The following is a 15,478-nucleotide window of genomic DNA, read 5'->3' on the forward strand; positions in this document are numbered from 1 at the left end:
TGGAAACGATTATGCCCCGAATGGTTGCGTCTGGTTTTTTGTTGTTTGCCCTGTTTGTAGTGTCAACTCTTGTGGCTCCGAATTACGCGGATGCTGCCAGAAAAAGTCCCAGTAGCACATCCTGTAGTTTTGGTTCATCCCTGTATGACAGTGACAATCGTTCGGGGGCCGGTCTGACAAACAGTATCGGCTGCATGTTGTATACGCATACCAATGACAACGCTAAAAATGACATTCCCGAGCTTAACCCTTTTGGAATTGATGACTGGGTTCTGGCCGATAAAAGCGATGGCGGCGGAAACGGCGTTATCGACCTGACGGTTACCCTGTCGGATAGCGAGGAATATCTGGGAAGCTGGTCCGTTGACAGCTTTGGCGGTTATACAAATGTGTTCCTCACCATAAAATCAGGCAACGGGTTTGCCGCTTTTCTTTTGGATACGACCGAGACTTCTGGCGAATGGACAACCGCAGCCCTGTTTCCCACAAAACGTGGGGGCGGCAAGGATCTGTCCCATATGTCGCTTTTTTATTCCAACAGTTCCCTGACGGCTGTTCCGTTGCCAGCGGCATTTCCGCTTTATGCGGCGGGCGTTGCGATCCTCGGCTTTTTGGGATGGCGCAGAAAAAAATCCTGATCATTGAGATTGACTGAATATTAAAGCCCCGGATTTGCCGGGGCTTTTTCATTTGGTGGAATAGACTGCAATTGACCTTTTGCCGGTTAGCGATTAGGAGATAAATCCTAACAGAAAGGCAAAATTACATGACAGAGATTGCAGCGCTGGTTCTTCCGCTTTTTGGGCTGATATTTCTGGGCTATGTGATTGCACGGATCACCCGGCAGCCCGAAGCGGCGATGGGATGGCTTAACACTTTCATCATTTATGCAGCGCTTCCTGCCCTGTTTTTCAAATTATTATCCCGCACACCTGTGGAGCAGTTGGCAAGCTGGGATTTTATCGCAGCCAACCTGTTGGTGACCTTCACGGTATTTGTGATTGTGTTGCTGATCGCGCTGTTGATCATGCGCGCAGGTATTGCCGAGGGGACCATTCAGGGATTGGCAGCCGCTTATGGCAATATCGGCTATATGGGGCCAGCGCTTGCCATCCTTACCTTTGGGGAAATTGCGGCGGTTCCTGTGGCCCTGATTTTCTGTTTTGAAAATGTCATGCATTTTACGGTTGCGCCGACAATGATGGCCTTTTCCGGACGGGAAAAGCGAAATATCCCCTCCCTTATTCAGGAAATTCTCAAACGGGTGTTTTTTCACCCTTTTATTATTGCCACGATTATCGGTGTGGGCGCCGCCATTATTCAGTTTGAGCCGCCGAGGCCTGTAGCGGGACTAATCGATTATCTGGCTCAGGCCGCAGCGCCCTGCGCCCTGTTTGCCATGGGAGTGAGCCTTGCCCTACGGCCCCTTCGCAAGGTGCCGCTAGAGCTTGGTTATGTGGTGCCGGCCAATCTTCTGTTGCATCCGTTATTGATGTATCTGGGCTTAAGTTGGGCCGGTGATTTTGACCCGGTCTGGGTTTATACGGCGGTGCTTCTTGCAGCTCTGCCAACAGCGACCAATGTATATGTCCTTGCCCAGCAATATGGTGTCTGGATCGAGCGGGCATCAGCAGCGATCCTGTTGACGACGGTGACGTCTATTTTAACAGTTAGTGGCCTTTTGTTCCTGATTACATCGGGATATTTGCCTGCAGACCTGTTTGTCGGTAAATAGCGCATCCGCCGCGTTGGTCGTTGCGAAAGGACGGCCAAACATGTACAAGTTGCCAAACGCATTTCAGATTTTGGAGAAGTAGAGACTTATGGCTTCCTATCAATATATTTACGTCATGAACGGTCTTGGGAAAACCTATCCGGGTGGCAAGCAGGTTTTGAAAGACATTCGCTTGAGTTTCTTCCCCGGTGCCAAGATTGGTGTGCTTGGCCTGAACGGTGCCGGTAAATCGACGCTTCTGAAAATCATGGCGGGTATTGAAACCGAATTTACAGGTGAAGCCTGGGCCGCCGATGGGGTCAAGGTTGGGTATCTGGCGCAGGAGCCTGAGCTGGACCCGGCAAAGGATGTGCTGGGCAATGTCATGGATGGCGTTGGTGAAAAGAAAGCACTGCTGGATAAATTCAACGAAATTTCCGCGCGTTTCGCGGAAGAGCTGACCGATGATGAGATGAATAATCTGATCGCGGAACAGGGTGAGTTGCAGGAGCAGATTGACGCCCAGAATTTATGGGATCTGGACCGGGAGGTTGAGATTGCCATGGATGCGCTGCGCTGCCCGCCGGGTGATGCGGATGTGACCAAGCTATCGGGCGGTGAACGTCGCCGTGTTGCGCTGTGTCGCCTTTTGCTGTCCAAGCCGGACATGCTGCTGCTTGACGAGCCGACCAACCATCTGGATGCGGAAAGTGTCGCGTGGCTTGAGCGCTTCTTGCATGATTATACCGGTACTGTTGTTGCCGTTACCCATGATCGTTATTTCCTTGATAATGTCGCTGGCTGGATTCTTGAGCTAGATCGCGGAACCGGTATTCCGTGGGAGGGGAACTATTCCAGTTGGCTGGAACAGAAAGAAAAGCGTCTTGAGCAGGAAGGAAAAGCAGAAGATTCCCGCCGTAAAACGCTTAAGAATGAATTGGAATGGGTTCGTCAGGGTGCCAAGGGACGACAGAGTAAATCCAAGGCCCGTCTTGCCGCCTATGAGGAAATGCTCAATCAGGATACCGGTGCCAAGATTGAAGAGATGCAGATTACCATTCCGCCCGGACCACGCCTTGGCGATCTGGTTGTGGAAGCGGATGGCATTTCCAAAGGATTTGGTGACCGCCTGTTGATTGATGATCTGTCTTTCAAATTGCCACCCGGTGCCATTGTCGGTGTTATCGGTCCGAACGGTGCCGGTAAGACAACTTTGTTCAAATTGCTAACCGGCAAGGAAGAGCCAGATAGCGGAACGTTTAAGGTTGGGCCGACAGTGAACCTTGGTTATGTGGATCAGGACCGTGACACGCTGGATCCCAACAAGACAGTTTGGGAAGAAATTTCCGAAGGCAACGAGATTATTTATCTTGGCAAAAAAGAAATTAACAGCCGGGCTTATGTGTCCGGGTTTAATTTCAAAGGCTCGGACCAACAGAAGAAAGTCGGGCAACTGTCAGGCGGTGAGCGGAACCGGGTCAATCTGGCAAAGATGCTGAAATCCGGCGCCAATATGCTGCTGCTTGACGAGCCGACCAACGATCTGGATGTGGATACACTTCGGGCGCTGGAAGAGGCGTTACTGGATTTCGCAGGCTGCGCGGTTGTGATCAGCCATGATCGCTGGTTCCTTGACCGGATTGCGACACATATTCTCGCCTATGAGGGGGATAGTCATGTGGAGTGGTTCGAGGGGAACTTTGAAGCCTATGAAGAAGATAAAAAGCGCCGTTTGGGAGCACAATCTGTAGAGCCAACGCGGATCAAATATAAACCGATCAGCCGATAGGATCAGACAGTGAAGGGCGGAACAGGATTTCCGCCCTTCTTTTTCACTTACTATTGACAATCATTCTTAATTGCATAACTATAGAAATATCAGTTAGGAAAGATTCTCATGTACGCTTGTATTTGTAATGGTTTGAAAGATAGTGAAGTGCGCGAGGCTGCGAGATGCGGGGCCGGTACTGTCGGGCAGGTCTTCAAGAGCCTTGATTGCAAACTGAACTGTGCAACCTGTGTTTCAAATGTCCGTGAAATTCTGGAAGATGAGTTGATCCCGCGCGAGACATTGATGGCTGCAGAGTAGGTAAGAGTAACTATTAGCTGAACCATTCCCGGCAGGGATTGAATGAAAAAACCGGCTGTTTGGGAGCCGGTTTTTTGTGTTCAGGAGGATTTGATTTTTCAGGATGTTTTGGACTGTATGTAATTTTCCAATCCCATTTTGTCGATCAGACCGAGCTGCTGTTCCAGCCAGTGAGTATGATCTTCTTCGGTATCTTTAAGCAGTCCCAATAAGATCTCGCGGGAGATGTAGTCCTGCTCCTTTTCGCAAATGGCAATGGCTGATTTCAGCTCTTTAACAACGCTCAGCTCGTAAGCGAGGTCGTTTTTCATCATGGATGGGACGTCTTTTCCGATGTTGAGCTTGGCCCGTGCGGCGACATCGGGGTTGCCTTCCAGAAACAGGATGCGTTCCACCAGTTGGGCAGCATGTTCCAGTTCCTCTTCCTGCTCATGCTTGAGGCGTTCGTAAAGTTCTTCCAGGCCCCAGTCCTGATACATTCTGGAGTGGATGAAATACTGGTCCGCAGCACTCATTTCATGTGTGAGAAGCGCGTTCAGTGTATCGATTACTTTTTTATTTCCCTTCATGACTTCGCTCCTTACGACATGGATTGAATAAAGTTGGACAGCCCCATTTTGGCAATCAGGCCTTGCTGGGTTTCCAGCCAGTCGACAAATTCTTCTTCATCTTCCAGAATATCTTCCAGAAGATCGCGAGAGACATAATCGGATGTATCCTCACACAGGGCGATGATATCCCGAAGTTCCTTGATCTGCTCCAGCGTGAGGTCCATTTCACAGCCGAGGATTTCTTCGGCATTTTCACCGATGCGCAGCCGACCCAGACTTTGGAGGTTTGGCAATCCTTCAAGGAAAAGAATGCGTTCGATTAACTTGTCCGCCTGCTTCATGTCCTTGATGGATTTTTTATATTCTTTTTCACCGAATTCAGAGATACCCCAGTCCTTGAGCATCCGGGAATGCAGAAACGTCTGGTTGATGGAGATCAGTTCAAAGCCCAGAATGGCATTGAGCCCGTTAATGACTTTTTTATCGCCCTTCATTGGGATCCTCCCACGGTTAGAGGCAGCGCTCGTTCTTGAGTGAAAACTGTATAAAACACAAACGCCGATCTGGCAACTCAATTTTGATAAAAATACAATAAAATCAATAACTTAATAATGATTTTCACAACTATTATTAACAGTGGCAGATCAGATTTAGAGGATTTTGGCAACTCCCTGATTGAGGCTTGATTGCAAGCCCTGTAGTCTGTTGGGAAAAGGGGAGACTGATAATGTTTGAGGACTATGATCAGTATGACGGGTTGGGGCTTGCAGAGCTGGTTCGGCGCAAAGAGGTCAGTGCGCCCGAGCTTTTGGAAAGTGCCATTGCCCGAACCGAGATGTTGAACCCTGCGCTCAATGCGGTGGTGTATCGGATGTATGAGGAGGCGCGCCGCTATGTGCGCCAAGAGCTGCCGACAGAAGGTCCGTTTTCAGGTGTTCCCTTTCTGCTTAAAGACCTGATCGCGACCTACAAGGGAACGCCGACGAGTGGCAGTTGCAAGATATTGCAGGATGTGGCGGCTGATGAAGATAGTGAACTGGTTAAGCGCTTGAAGAAGGCGGGCGTTGTCATTTTTGGGAAAACCAATACCCCGGAATTTGGAATTATGGGGATCACGGAGCCCAAATTACGCGGCGCAAGCCGTAATCCGTGGGATCAGGAGCGCTCTACCGGTGGGTCCAGTGGCGGGTCCGCTGCGGCGGTCGCCGCGGGACTGGTGCCAATGGCTCATGGGGGTGATGGCGGCGGATCGATCCGAATTCCGTCTTCTCATTGCGGAACAGTCGGGCTTTTGCCAAGCCGGGGACGTAATCCCCTTGGCCCTACCATGGGGGAGGCGTGGGGAGGTCTTGCCCGTGAACATGTTATCAGCCGGAGTGTTCGCGACAGTGCAGCCATGCTTGATTGCTTAAGGGGGGTCGATGCGGGCGCACCATACGGCGCACCGAATGGATCGGCGGTGCCATTTTTGAAGGCGTGCGAGCCAAGCAAGCAGCGTTTCAAGGTCGCTTACAGCCTCGAGCCATTATATGGGCAGGAGGCGCATTCCGATTGCCGCGAAGCGGTGCAGAAAGTTGCTGATCATTTGAGAGAGCTTGGTCATGAGGTGGTTGAAGATCGGCCCCGGATCAATCGGCATAAGCTGGCCAGATCCTATCTGCTGATTGTGTGCGCGTGGGTTGCCTGGGAGTTGCGGCAAAGTGCCAGTATGGCTGGGCGGCCTTTGGTTTCGGATGATTTTGAGCTGACGAGCTGGATCATGGGGCAGGTGGGCGAAAAGAACAGTATGCTGGATCTGGCTGATGCGGTGCATGCCAATCATGAGGCTGCGCGCCTGATGGGCCGGTTTCATGAAAAATATGATCTGCTCCTGACAGCCACCACCGCGCAGCCGCCGGCGAAAATTGGGGAGCTTTACCCGCATGGTAAGGATGAGGCCGCGTTGAAGTTGCTCAAGTTCCTGCCCGCGAAAGTATTGCTTAACAAGGCGCTGGACAGTTTGGCGGAAGAGGCATTGGCGGCGACGCCCAATACGCAGCTTTTCAATCAAACGGGACAGCCAGCCATTTCCCTTCCCCTGCACTGGAATGAAGCAGGTTTACCAATTGGTGTGCAGTTTGCTGCAGAATTTGGTAACGAATGGGCGTTATATACCATAGCCAGCGAGTTGGAGCGGTCAATGCCGTGGAAGGCGCGCCGGCCTGAGCTGCAAAAGGCGACTTGATGCAGGCAATTGAGGGGTTGAATTTGAATGGTTGAGGTTATTGAGACGGCAATCAAGGATGTAAAGATCATGGAGCCGGGCAAGTTTGGGGATCACCGGGGTTTTTTTTCGGAAACCTGGAACAAAAAGGCGCTGGCGGAGGCGGGGATCGCTGCCGATTTCGTGCAGGACAATCATGCCTTTAGCGCGGCACGCGGAACCGTTCGCGGATTGCATTATCAATGCGGTGAATATGCGCAAGGCAAGCTGGTGCGGGTGACCCGGGGTGCTGTTCTGGACGTGGCGGTGGATATTCGTCGCGGCTCGCCCACTTTTGGGCAGCATGTGGCTGTGGAACTTTCTGCAGAAAACTGGCGACAATTGTGGGTTCCTGCCGGATTTGCCCATGGGTACGTGACATTAAGCGCGGATGTGGAATTCCTCTACAAGGTGGATAATGACTATAGCCCCGCCCATGAAGCCGGCATTATCTGGAACGATCCGGATTTGCAAATCGACTGGAAAATCACAGCCGAGGAAGCCAAGCTGTCTGACAAGGATAAGGTTTTGCCACGGCTGAAAGATCAGCATCAGCTATTTGACTATGGAGACAATTCATGACTGTTTTTGTAACAGGAGGTGCCGGGTTTATTGGATCGGCGCTGGTGCGCGATCTGGTGCAAAATACGGATGAGCGGGTGGTGACCATCGACAAGCTCACTTACGCGGGCAGTCTTGAAAATCTGAACGTGATCAAGGGCGCAGGCAATCATGTGTTTGAACAGGTGGATATTTGCGATATGGCGGCAGTTACCGCGCTGTTCAGCACCTACAGGCCGCGCGCCGTCTACCATCTGGCGGCGGAGAGCCATGTGGATCGCTCCATCGACGGGCCGGCTGACTTCATTCAGACCAATCTGGTCGGGACCTTTACCATGCTGCAGGCGGCATTGGAATTCTGGCGGGATCTGGAGCCAACAGCCAAGGATGCGTTTCGGTTTTTACATATTTCAACCGACGAAGTGTACGGAGAGTTGGGTAGCGAGGGACTGTTCAGCGAAACAAGCCCGTATGAGCCAAGCTCACCTTACTCGGCCAGCAAGGCGGGATCGGACCATCTGGCGCGGGCGTGGCAGCGCACCTATGGGCTTCCGGTACTGGTCACTAATTGTTCGAATAATTACGGGCCCTACCAGTTTCCAGAAAAGCTGCTTCCGGTGATTATCCTCAATGCCCTTCAGGGGCGGGCACTTCCCGTTTATGGAAACGGGCTTAATGTGCGGGACTGGTTATATGTGGATGACCATGCCCGGGCACTGCAAATGGTGGTGGAAAAAGGACGCGTTGGTGAGACTTATATGATCGGTGGTCGCGCCGAGCAGACCAATATTTATATGGTCAAGGCTGTTTGCCGGATACTGGATGAAGCATTTCCGAAAAAAGCACCGCATGAGCGGCTGATCGAATATGTGACGGATCGCCCCGGTCATGATGCGCGCTATGCCGTGGATTGCAGCAAAATCGAGAATGAGCTGGGTTGGCGGCAGTCTGTCACTCTGGAGGAGGGGCTCAAAAAGACAGTGAGCTGGTATCTGGAAAATCTGGACTGGGTAGATGCGGTTGGCAAGGGCGCCGCACTGGATCGCCGCGGATTGAGCGGAGACGACACTTGAGGATTTTATTGACAGGTGCCGGCGGGCAGGTCGGGCAGGAAGTCGTGCGCGCCGCCAAAAGCACTGAGGGAATAGAGGTGATCGCCTGTGATCGCGCCCAGCTTGATATTACTGATAAGGCGAGCATCGAGCGGCAGATAGAGCAGCATGAGCCGCACTGTATCGTCAATGCGGCGGCCTATACAGCCGTTGACCGGGCGGAGGAAGACGTTTTGCTGGCCGAGGCAATCAATGCGAAGGCGTGCGGGTATCTGGCCGGTGCAGCCGCAAAGGCTGATATTCCGCTTATTCATATTTCGACGGATTTTGTCTTTGATGGCCAAAAGAGTGAGCCATATGTGGAAAGCGATCCTTGCGCCCCTTTAAGCGTTTACGGAAAAAGCAAACGTGGCGGGGAGGTTGCCATCGCGCAGCTTTGGGCTCGGCACATTATTTTGCGCACCGCTTGGGTGTTCGGCGGAAAGACTAATTTCGCTGCGACTATGCGCCGTCTGGCGAAGGAGAGATCGCAGATTTCTGTTGTGGACGATCAGGTGGGCGGCCCGACACCTGCGCGGCATATTGCATCAGCCCTGCTGACAATTGCTCAAAAGCTGCAGACGCCCGATTTCAACGAATATGGTATTTATCATTTTACGGGCGCGCCCTTTGTATCCTGGTATGAATTTGCCTGTGAAATTTTGAAAGATGAAGCCGTAGAACTCTTGCCCATTCCCACATCCGCCTATCCGGTCCCCGCAAAAAGACCGGCTAATTCACGACTGAACTGCGACAGGATCAAACGGGTATTTGCAATTGACCAACCTGACTGGCGGGCCGAGTTACATCAGAAAAAAGGATAAGAATAATGACAACAAAAGCTGATTTTCCCTTTCTGTTTGGATTTCGGGTGAGATATGCGGAAATTGACGGGCAGGGGGTTGTCTTCAATGCCCATTATCTCACCTATTTCGATGTGGCGATCACGGAATATTTTCGCGATATGGGGTTCGATTATGTGGCCTATCCGCGTGAGACCGGCTGTGATTTCCACCTGGTTAAATCCCTGGTCAATTATGAAAAACCGCTGCTGTTCGATACCGAATTTGAGGTTGGCTGCAGATGCGCCAAATTAGGGAACAGTTCGCTGACGTTTGAGCTGGCCATATTCGATAAAGCGTCAGAAACCCGCTATGCGACCGGTGAAATCGTGTGGGTGAATACCCATCAAAGCACCCATAAAACACATAGCGTCCCGGACAGCATCCGCAAGATGATTACCGCCTATCAGGCATAATCATAAGGCTGCCATGTGCACATAAAACAACCCCCGCTGGGGGGAGCGGGGGTTGTGGGGCCTTTTTAAGGCCTTGAGCGAGGTAATGGCGTGATCAGGCAGCTTTGCCTTCGATCAGATTGCCTGGTTTGCCAATCTTGATTGTTTGGGGTTTCAGGGCTTCGGGAATTTCTTTTTGAAGAGAAATTTTCAGAAGGCCCTTATCCATTTCAGCGCCCATCACCTTGATGTTGTCGCTCAGATCAAAGCGGTAATCCAGTGACAGGTTTGTCAATCCGCGATGCAGATATTCCACATTGCCATTTTCTGAGCTGTCCTCAGCTTCGGATTTGGCTGTGATGGCGAGGGTGTTCTGGGTCAAAGTGATTTCAATGTCATCTTCGCCAAAACCCGGAGCCGCGATCACGATCTCATATTTATCGTCCGCGGATTTCTTCACGTCATAGCTGGGTTGGCTTGAATCTGTTGAAGCGCGTTCCAATTCGTTGAAGAGACGGCCAAATGTGCCGTAACCAATCGTTGGACGCAATACGGGTGTAAAATCAAAAGTACGCATTTTAATATCCTCCTTCAGAGCAATATATCTGTGGGTTCCCCCGTTTTCGGGCCGAACCATGTGATATCGAAGCCAATTGCAGGCCTTCGATACGCCATATGTAAGAAGTGCAAAAAAGCTTTCAAGTTGCTATGAGAGAAAATTAACAATTTTAGATTATTTAGAACAATGAACAACAGAAGGATGGCTATGAGTACAGGGCGAAGTGAGCAAGAAGCCAACGTCGAGGGAGCGATTTTTTTCTCCAGAACCTATGACGAGGCCCTGTTAATGGTGGTCGAGGCAAGAGAATATCTGTTGGGGCCGGGAAAGGCCGCCGTTCGCAAGCTGCCCAGCGAAGCCAGCTTCTGCTATGCGACAGAATCGCTCCGTCTTACGACACGATTGACCGAATGCATGTCATGGTTGATGTTTCAAAGAGCCGTCACAGAGGGCGAAATTACCGCTGAAGAAGCACAGGCAGAGGAATGCCATTTACAGTTTCAGGAAACCTGTCTGCCTGATGAGCAGGTCAGTAATCTGGAGTTGTTGCCGCCGGGTCTTGTCTCGTTGCTGGAGAGAAGCGAATCCCTGTATCGGCGTATTTTAAGGCTGGATCAGCTGGCGATAGAAAAATACCGTGCCGGCTAAGGATGCGCGGGGAGTTTGAGGTCAGCCCTGCTCTTGAAAATCACGCATGAAAAAGGCGCCCCGAAAGAGCGCCTGATATCGTTCAAGTCAAACTGGCTTATTTCAGGCCAAAGTTTGAGAAACGCTTGTTAAACTTGGCAACACGACCGTCTTCACGAATACGCTGCGTACCACCTGTCCATGCGGGGTGTGTTTTCACGTCAATGTCCAGCTTCAGAACGTCGCCTTCATATGTAGAGCGTGTTTCAAATGTTGATCCATCTGTCAGTTCAACAGTGAGGATGTCGTAATTTGGATGTATATCTTTTTTCATAGTCGCCTCTACCCTCTCGGGGATGCTGGAATTCACTAAGCGGGCCTTATATTAAAGGATCGCCCCCATGGCAAGCAAAGATATAGTTTTTTGCGAATTTTCTTGTAGAAAGCATGAATTTCCTTAAAACCGGGGGCAGAAGAATTCGTGTTGAAAGTAATAGAGTGACTGATACGCAGCTTGATAAAGAACCATCGCAGGAGAGAAAAGGCAAGGAAAAGCCTGACTTTACCAGACTTCTGGACCTGTATCGATTCGTAAAGCCCTATAAACTGCAGTTTGCAGGGGCGATGATAGCGCTGGTTATCGCATCCGCCAGTCTGTTGCTGATCGGGCAGGCGATCCGCCTTCTTCTGGATCATGGATTTTCAGCGGGGTCGGAAAATCTGAATCAGTATTTTCTGGGATTGATGGTCGTCGTTGTCGGGCTCGCCTTTGCTTCTTTCGCCCGATATTATCTTGTTTCCTGGATTGGCGAGCGGGTCATATCGGATATTCGCTCAGCGGTGTTCAGTCATATTCTAAAACTTAATCCTGCCTTTTTTGAAATGACGCGCACGGGCGAGGTTCTATCGCGCCTGACAACGGATACCACACTGATCCAGACAGTGATCGGATCATCCGTTTCAGTTGCGCTGCGAAATATTCTCTCTTTCGTAGGGGGGCTGGCGCTGCTTATTTATACCAGTCCGAAACTGGCTGGTATGGTCCTGCTGGTCGTGCCCTTTATCGTATTGCCCATCATTGTTTTTGGCCGCAAGGTGCGAAAGCTGAGCACCGTTAATCAGGACAGTATCGCACGGGTCAGCTCAACCGCGGACGAGACGCTTCGCGCAATTCAGACAAGTCAGGCATATACTCATGAAGAGCTGGACCGAAAAACCTTCAGCGAAAGTGTGGAAGAGAGTTTTCGCATTGCCATCAAACGCATTCGGGCGCGGGCCTGGTTGACGGCCATTGTGATTCTTCTGGTGTTTGGTGCCATTGATTTTGTCCTCTGGAGCGGGGCAACAGATGTGGTCAATGGCAAGATGTCACCCGGAACACTTGGATCGTTTGTGTTTTACGCGATCGTTGTGGCGGGATCCATGGGCAGCCTGAGTGAAATCTGGGGTGAGCTGCAACGCGCAGCGGGCGCATCAGAGCGCTTGATGGAGCTGCTTAACCAGAAACCACAGATTACGGCGCCTGAAAATCCGCAAGTTGTCGGCACTAAACTGGTCAGTGGGATTGCTTTTAAAAATGTCGGCTTTCACTATCCCACGCGGGAGAATTTACCTGCGCTTGAGGAATTTACGCTTGATATAGCTCCCGGGGAGACGGTGGCCCTTGTGGGACCCAGCGGGGCAGGAAAGACCACGGTGTTTCAGTTGCTGTTGCGGTTTTATGATCCCCAAAGCGGACATATTGAAATCAACGGTGTGGATATTGCGAAAGCGAGCCCTACTGAGGTACGAGCTCTGACGGGACTGGTGCCACAGGATCCTGTTATTTTTGCGGATACGGCACGTAACAATATTCTGTATGGGCGGCCAGACGCCACAGAGGCTGAGGTTATAGAGGCGGCAAAATCAGCGGCGGCAATGGATTTCATCGAGCAATTGCCACATGGGCTTGATACCCAGTTTGGCGAGCGTGGGATAACCTTGTCGGGGGGGCAAAAACAACGGATCGCCATTGCGCGGGCAATTTTGCGGGACCCCCAAATTCTGCTGCTGGATGAGGCAACATCTGCGCTGGATGCGGAAAGTGAACATGCGGTGCAAGGCGCGCTTGTCAATTTGATGAAAGGCCGGACGACACTTGTGATTGCCCATCGTCTCGCCACCGTATTGAGCGCGGATCGCATCATCGTTATTGATAATGGCAAGATTGTTGCCCAAGGTACACATGAAGAGCTGATGCAGGAAGACAGCTTGTATGCAAAACTAGCGAAACTGCAATTCGATACGGGCCGCGAGGCATTGGCGGTGTCCTGATAAAACAGGGTGGGCATAGATGAACTTGATACAGCGTCTGTTTTTTACATTTATGGCCCTTCTGTTTGTCGGCGTTGGCTTCGCAGTTTATGTGCTTGTCTCAACCGGGCAGTTCGATACTTTTGAAGTGGGCTTTACAGGACATTGTGTTGCCATTGAAGGCTTGGCAGGGGCGGAAGATATTATTATTGATCCGCAATCGAGTGTTGCTTTCATCTCATCTGTTCAGCGCCGAATGACGACAGAAGGTGACAGGCAGGGGCGCGGTGCCATTTATCTGTATGATTTGAAAAATCCGGCACTGGAGCCGGTCAATTTAACACCTCACGCGAGTGCAGATTTTCGGCCCGCCGGGCTATCCTACTATCCAGATGAAAATGGATCGGGATTTCTGTTTGTGATTAACAGAACGCATGATGTTCCCTTTGATGAAAAACCGGCAAAGGTGATCATTTATCGGTGGGAACAGGGTGCGCTTGATCAGATCAAGACCGTGGAGGTTGGTATCAGCCCGAGCAATATCGTGGCGACCGGCCCGGCGCAGTTTTATGTGACCAATGATTTCGCTTTTGCTGGCGGGATAGGGGCGGACTTACAAAAAATTCTGGCGTTACCTGTATCGGAAGTCGGGTATTTTGACGGGCAGGATTATCGGGCGGTGGCAAGCGGTCTTGCCTTTGCCAATGGCATTGCACGTTCGCGAGATGGAAATCTGGTTTTTGTCGCTGAAACGTTATCGCGTCAGATTTCGGTTTTTGAGCGAAACAGCGAAAATGGTGAATTGACATTGCAAGGTGAAATTCCGCTGCAGGCGGCACCGGATAATATCAATGTGGATGAAGAGGGCCAGCTATGGATAGCTGGGCATCCACAACTATTGAGCCTGTATGGGCATCGCGGTGATGCGGGCAAGCTGTCACCCAGCTATCTGATGACGCTGGAGCGCGGGGCTGCGCAGCAATATGTGATCAAGGATCTGATGCGCGATGCGGGGGATTTGATTTCTGGCGCATCTGTTGTGGCCCCGATAGGCGATCGGTTTCTAGTCGGTGCACCCTTTGAGAATAAAATCCTTGATTGCAGTCGCTAGGGGCGTGCGCCCCCAGGCTCTATTTTTCCGTCAGTTTGAGTTCAATTCGTCGATTGCGCAGGTAGGCAATCTCATCGTCCCGTGGGTCCAGCGGCTGGAACTCTCCAAACCCGGTGGGGGCCAGCCTGTGCGGGGGGATGCCACGGGCAATCAGGTATTTGGTAACCGATAACGCCCGCGCCATGGATAGTTCCCAGTTTGATGGGAAGCGGGCTGTATTAATGGGCTGTTTGTCGGTATGACCATCGACACGCAATACCCAATCGATTTCATCGGGAATATCTTTTGCGATATCAAGCAGGGTTTGAGCGAAGGCCTGCATGCTTTCACGGCCCTGTTTGCCAAGCTCAGCTTCGCCCAGACCGAAGAGGACTTCAGATTGGAAAACAAATCGATCCCCGACAATGCTGATACCGGGCTTGTCTTTCAGGACTTCGCGAAGCTGCCCAAAAAAGTCTGACCTGTATTGCTGAAGTTCCTGTACTTTTTGAGCGAGGGCCTGATTGAGGCGCCTACCGAGATCGGCGATCTGGGCCTTCTGTTCTTTGTCCTTGGCTTCGGAAATTTCGAGAGCTTCTTCGATACGAGCCAGTTGAAGACGCAATGCGGATAGTTGCGCGTTCAACGCCGCAACCTGTGCTTTGGCCTCCGCCGAGATTTTTTCCTCAGCGGTTAATTGATCCTGTGTTTGCAGATACAGGGCCTGTAGCTCCGAGAGCTGGATATCACGCTCTTCGATGTCCTTTTGCGCGAGGGAGGTTCTCTCCTCCTGCTCTGAGAGTTTTGCTTCCAGCTCCTTGCTGCGATCGCGCAAGTCCCCGATCTGGGTGTCTTTATCTTCCAACTTGCTGGCGAGAGTGCCAACCTCTGCCTCCAGTTCCTCGCGGACTTTCTTGAGCGCTTCGATGTCGCGTTTCAGGCTTTCAATTTCCTTGAGATTGACAGCGATTTTATCCTGTTCTGTCTTGATTTTTTCTTCTGCGGCTTTCAGTGCCTCTTCGCTGGCGGCGGTTTTTTCCTCCTGCTTGCGAAGGAGCAGAACAAGTTCGTCACGCTCGTTCTCCGCCTCTTGTGCGCGAGTGGTCAAGGTATCGAGCTGAATAATGGCGGTATCGCGTTCCTTGTTGGATTCCTGTAAGGAAGCCGTGAGATTGACAATATCCTGACGCAATTCCGTATTGGACTGTTTTTCAAGGGCGAGAAGGTCCGCCAGTTCCTCAACCTGGGCATTGAGCTTTTCAAGAGCCGCATCCCTGCCTGAGAGAGCTTGTGAGAGGAAAAACTGAGCCAGCACAAAAACGACAAGCAAAAAGATGATTACCAGCAGCAAGGTCGTGAGCGCATCCACAAAACCCGGCCAGATTTCGTACCCTGCGCGCTGTCCACTGCGTTTGCGTGCCATGC

The 15,478-nt window shown here is 51.4% G+C and carries 17 protein-coding genes; 12 read left to right on the top strand and 5 right to left on the bottom strand.

The window, feature by feature from the left end; translation table 11 throughout:
* Nucleotides 1-11 precede the first annotated feature (11 nt).
* The 4 genes from JCM23214_RS12325 (at nt 12) to JCM23214_RS12340 (ending at nt 3,803) form a co-directional block, all read left to right on the top strand.
* Entirely contained in the window at nt 12-638 is a 627-nt protein-coding gene (locus tag JCM23214_RS12325) for a hypothetical protein (RefSeq protein ID WP_025899201.1), read from the top strand.
* Between the two features lie 128 nt (nt 639-766).
* Nucleotides 767-1,735, top strand: coding sequence for an AEC family transporter (locus JCM23214_RS12330; protein ID WP_025899202.1), 969 nt, complete (start codon nt 767-769; stop codon nt 1,733-1,735).
* 88 nt (nt 1,736-1,823) lie between these two features.
* Nucleotides 1,824-3,503, top strand: a complete 1,680-nt coding sequence (gene ettA / locus JCM23214_RS12335; RefSeq protein ID WP_025899203.1) for an energy-dependent translational throttle protein EttA — start codon at nt 1,824-1,826, stop codon at nt 3,501-3,503.
* A gap of 108 nt (nt 3,504-3,611) precedes the next feature.
* The gene (locus tag JCM23214_RS12340; RefSeq protein WP_025899204.1) at nt 3,612-3,803 is read left to right on the top strand and encodes a (2Fe-2S)-binding protein; all 192 of its coding nucleotides are present in this window, start codon (nt 3,612-3,614) and stop codon (nt 3,801-3,803) included.
* 98 nt (nt 3,804-3,901) lie between these two features.
* Here the strand turns inward: JCM23214_RS12340 and bfr (JCM23214_RS12345) are convergent, their stop codons facing one another.
* Both bfr (JCM23214_RS12345) and bfr (JCM23214_RS12350) read right to left on the bottom strand, forming a co-directional pair.
* Nucleotides 3,902-4,372, bottom strand: coding sequence for a bacterioferritin (gene bfr / locus JCM23214_RS12345; RefSeq protein ID WP_025899205.1), 471 nt, complete (start codon nt 4,370-4,372; stop codon nt 3,902-3,904).
* Nucleotides 4,373-4,383: 11 nt separating this feature from the next.
* Nucleotides 4,384-4,848, bottom strand: coding sequence for a bacterioferritin (bfr, locus tag JCM23214_RS12350; RefSeq protein ID WP_025899206.1), 465 nt, complete (start codon nt 4,846-4,848; stop codon nt 4,384-4,386).
* A 233-nt stretch (nt 4,849-5,081) separates the two neighbouring features.
* On the opposite strand from bfr (JCM23214_RS12350), the gene JCM23214_RS12355 reads away from it, so the two are divergent.
* The 5 genes from JCM23214_RS12355 to JCM23214_RS12375 are packed head-to-tail and all read left to right on the top strand — an operon-like array spanning nt 5,082 to nt 9,506.
* On the top strand, nt 5,082-6,578 hold the full coding sequence (locus JCM23214_RS12355; RefSeq protein ID WP_037493578.1) for an amidase: 1,497 nt from the start codon (nt 5,082-5,084) through the stop codon (nt 6,576-6,578).
* 27 nt (nt 6,579-6,605) lie between these two features.
* The gene (gene rfbC / locus JCM23214_RS12360) at nt 6,606-7,178 is read left to right on the top strand and encodes a dTDP-4-dehydrorhamnose 3,5-epimerase (RefSeq protein WP_025899208.1); all 573 of its coding nucleotides are present in this window, start codon (nt 6,606-6,608) and stop codon (nt 7,176-7,178) included.
* Nucleotides 7,175-8,230, top strand: a complete 1,056-nt coding sequence (gene rfbB, locus JCM23214_RS12365) for a dTDP-glucose 4,6-dehydratase (RefSeq protein ID WP_025899209.1) — start codon at nt 7,175-7,177, stop codon at nt 8,228-8,230. The genes rfbC and rfbB overlap by 4 nt, the downstream gene beginning before the upstream one ends.
* Nucleotides 8,227-9,072 carry a dTDP-4-dehydrorhamnose reductase gene (rfbD, locus tag JCM23214_RS12370; protein ID WP_025899210.1) on the top strand — a complete coding sequence of 282 codons (846 nt, stop codon included), beginning with the start codon at nt 8,227-8,229 and terminating at the stop codon, nt 9,070-9,072. Before rfbB ends, rfbD begins: the two co-directional genes overlap by 4 nt.
* 5 nt (nt 9,073-9,077) lie before the next feature.
* The gene (locus tag JCM23214_RS12375) at nt 9,078-9,506 is read left to right on the top strand and encodes an acyl-CoA thioesterase (RefSeq protein ID WP_025899211.1); all 429 of its coding nucleotides are present in this window, start codon (nt 9,078-9,080) and stop codon (nt 9,504-9,506) included.
* A gap of 94 nt (nt 9,507-9,600) precedes the next feature.
* Here JCM23214_RS12375 and JCM23214_RS12380 read toward each other — a convergent pair whose 3' ends face one another.
* A complete protein-coding gene (locus JCM23214_RS12380) occupies nt 9,601-10,062 on the bottom strand; it encodes an Hsp20 family protein (RefSeq protein ID WP_025899212.1) in 462 nt (153 codons plus the stop codon).
* Nucleotides 10,063-10,251: 189 nt separating this feature from the next.
* On the opposite strand from JCM23214_RS12380, the gene JCM23214_RS12385 reads away from it, so the two are divergent.
* Nucleotides 10,252-10,692, top strand: a complete 441-nt coding sequence (locus JCM23214_RS12385; protein WP_025899213.1) for a DUF1465 family protein — start codon at nt 10,252-10,254, stop codon at nt 10,690-10,692.
* A gap of 97 nt (nt 10,693-10,789) precedes the next feature.
* On the opposite strand, the gene rpmE is transcribed toward JCM23214_RS12385, so the two are convergent.
* Nucleotides 10,790-11,005 (bottom strand): 50S ribosomal protein L31, encoded by a 216-nt coding sequence (rpmE, locus tag JCM23214_RS12390; RefSeq protein WP_025899214.1) that lies wholly within the window; start codon nt 11,003-11,005, stop codon nt 10,790-10,792.
* Between the two features lie 113 nt (nt 11,006-11,118).
* Here rpmE and JCM23214_RS12395 point away from each other — a divergent pair, with 113 nt between their 5' ends.
* Together JCM23214_RS12395 and JCM23214_RS12400 are read left to right on the top strand one after the other, a co-directional pair.
* Entirely contained in the window at nt 11,119-12,984 is a 1,866-nt protein-coding gene (locus JCM23214_RS12395) for an ABC transporter transmembrane domain-containing protein (protein WP_025899215.1), read from the top strand.
* A gap of 19 nt (nt 12,985-13,003) precedes the next feature.
* Nucleotides 13,004-14,074 carry an SMP-30/gluconolactonase/LRE family protein gene (locus JCM23214_RS12400; protein ID WP_025899216.1) on the top strand — a complete coding sequence of 357 codons (1,071 nt, stop codon included), beginning with the start codon at nt 13,004-13,006 and terminating at the stop codon, nt 14,072-14,074.
* 19 nt (nt 14,075-14,093) lie between these two features.
* Here the strand turns inward: JCM23214_RS12400 and JCM23214_RS12405 are convergent, their stop codons facing one another.
* Nucleotides 14,094-15,476: a peptidoglycan -binding protein gene (locus JCM23214_RS12405; RefSeq protein ID WP_025899217.1), complete on the bottom strand. Its 1,383-nt coding sequence runs from the start codon at nt 15,474-15,476 to the stop codon at nt 14,094-14,096.
* Between the last annotated feature and the right edge of the window lie 2 nt (nt 15,477-15,478).

Source organism: Sneathiella glossodoripedis JCM 23214, from assembly GCF_000616095.1.
Lineage (GTDB): Bacteria > Pseudomonadota > Alphaproteobacteria > Sneathiellales > Sneathiellaceae > Sneathiella > Sneathiella glossodoripedis.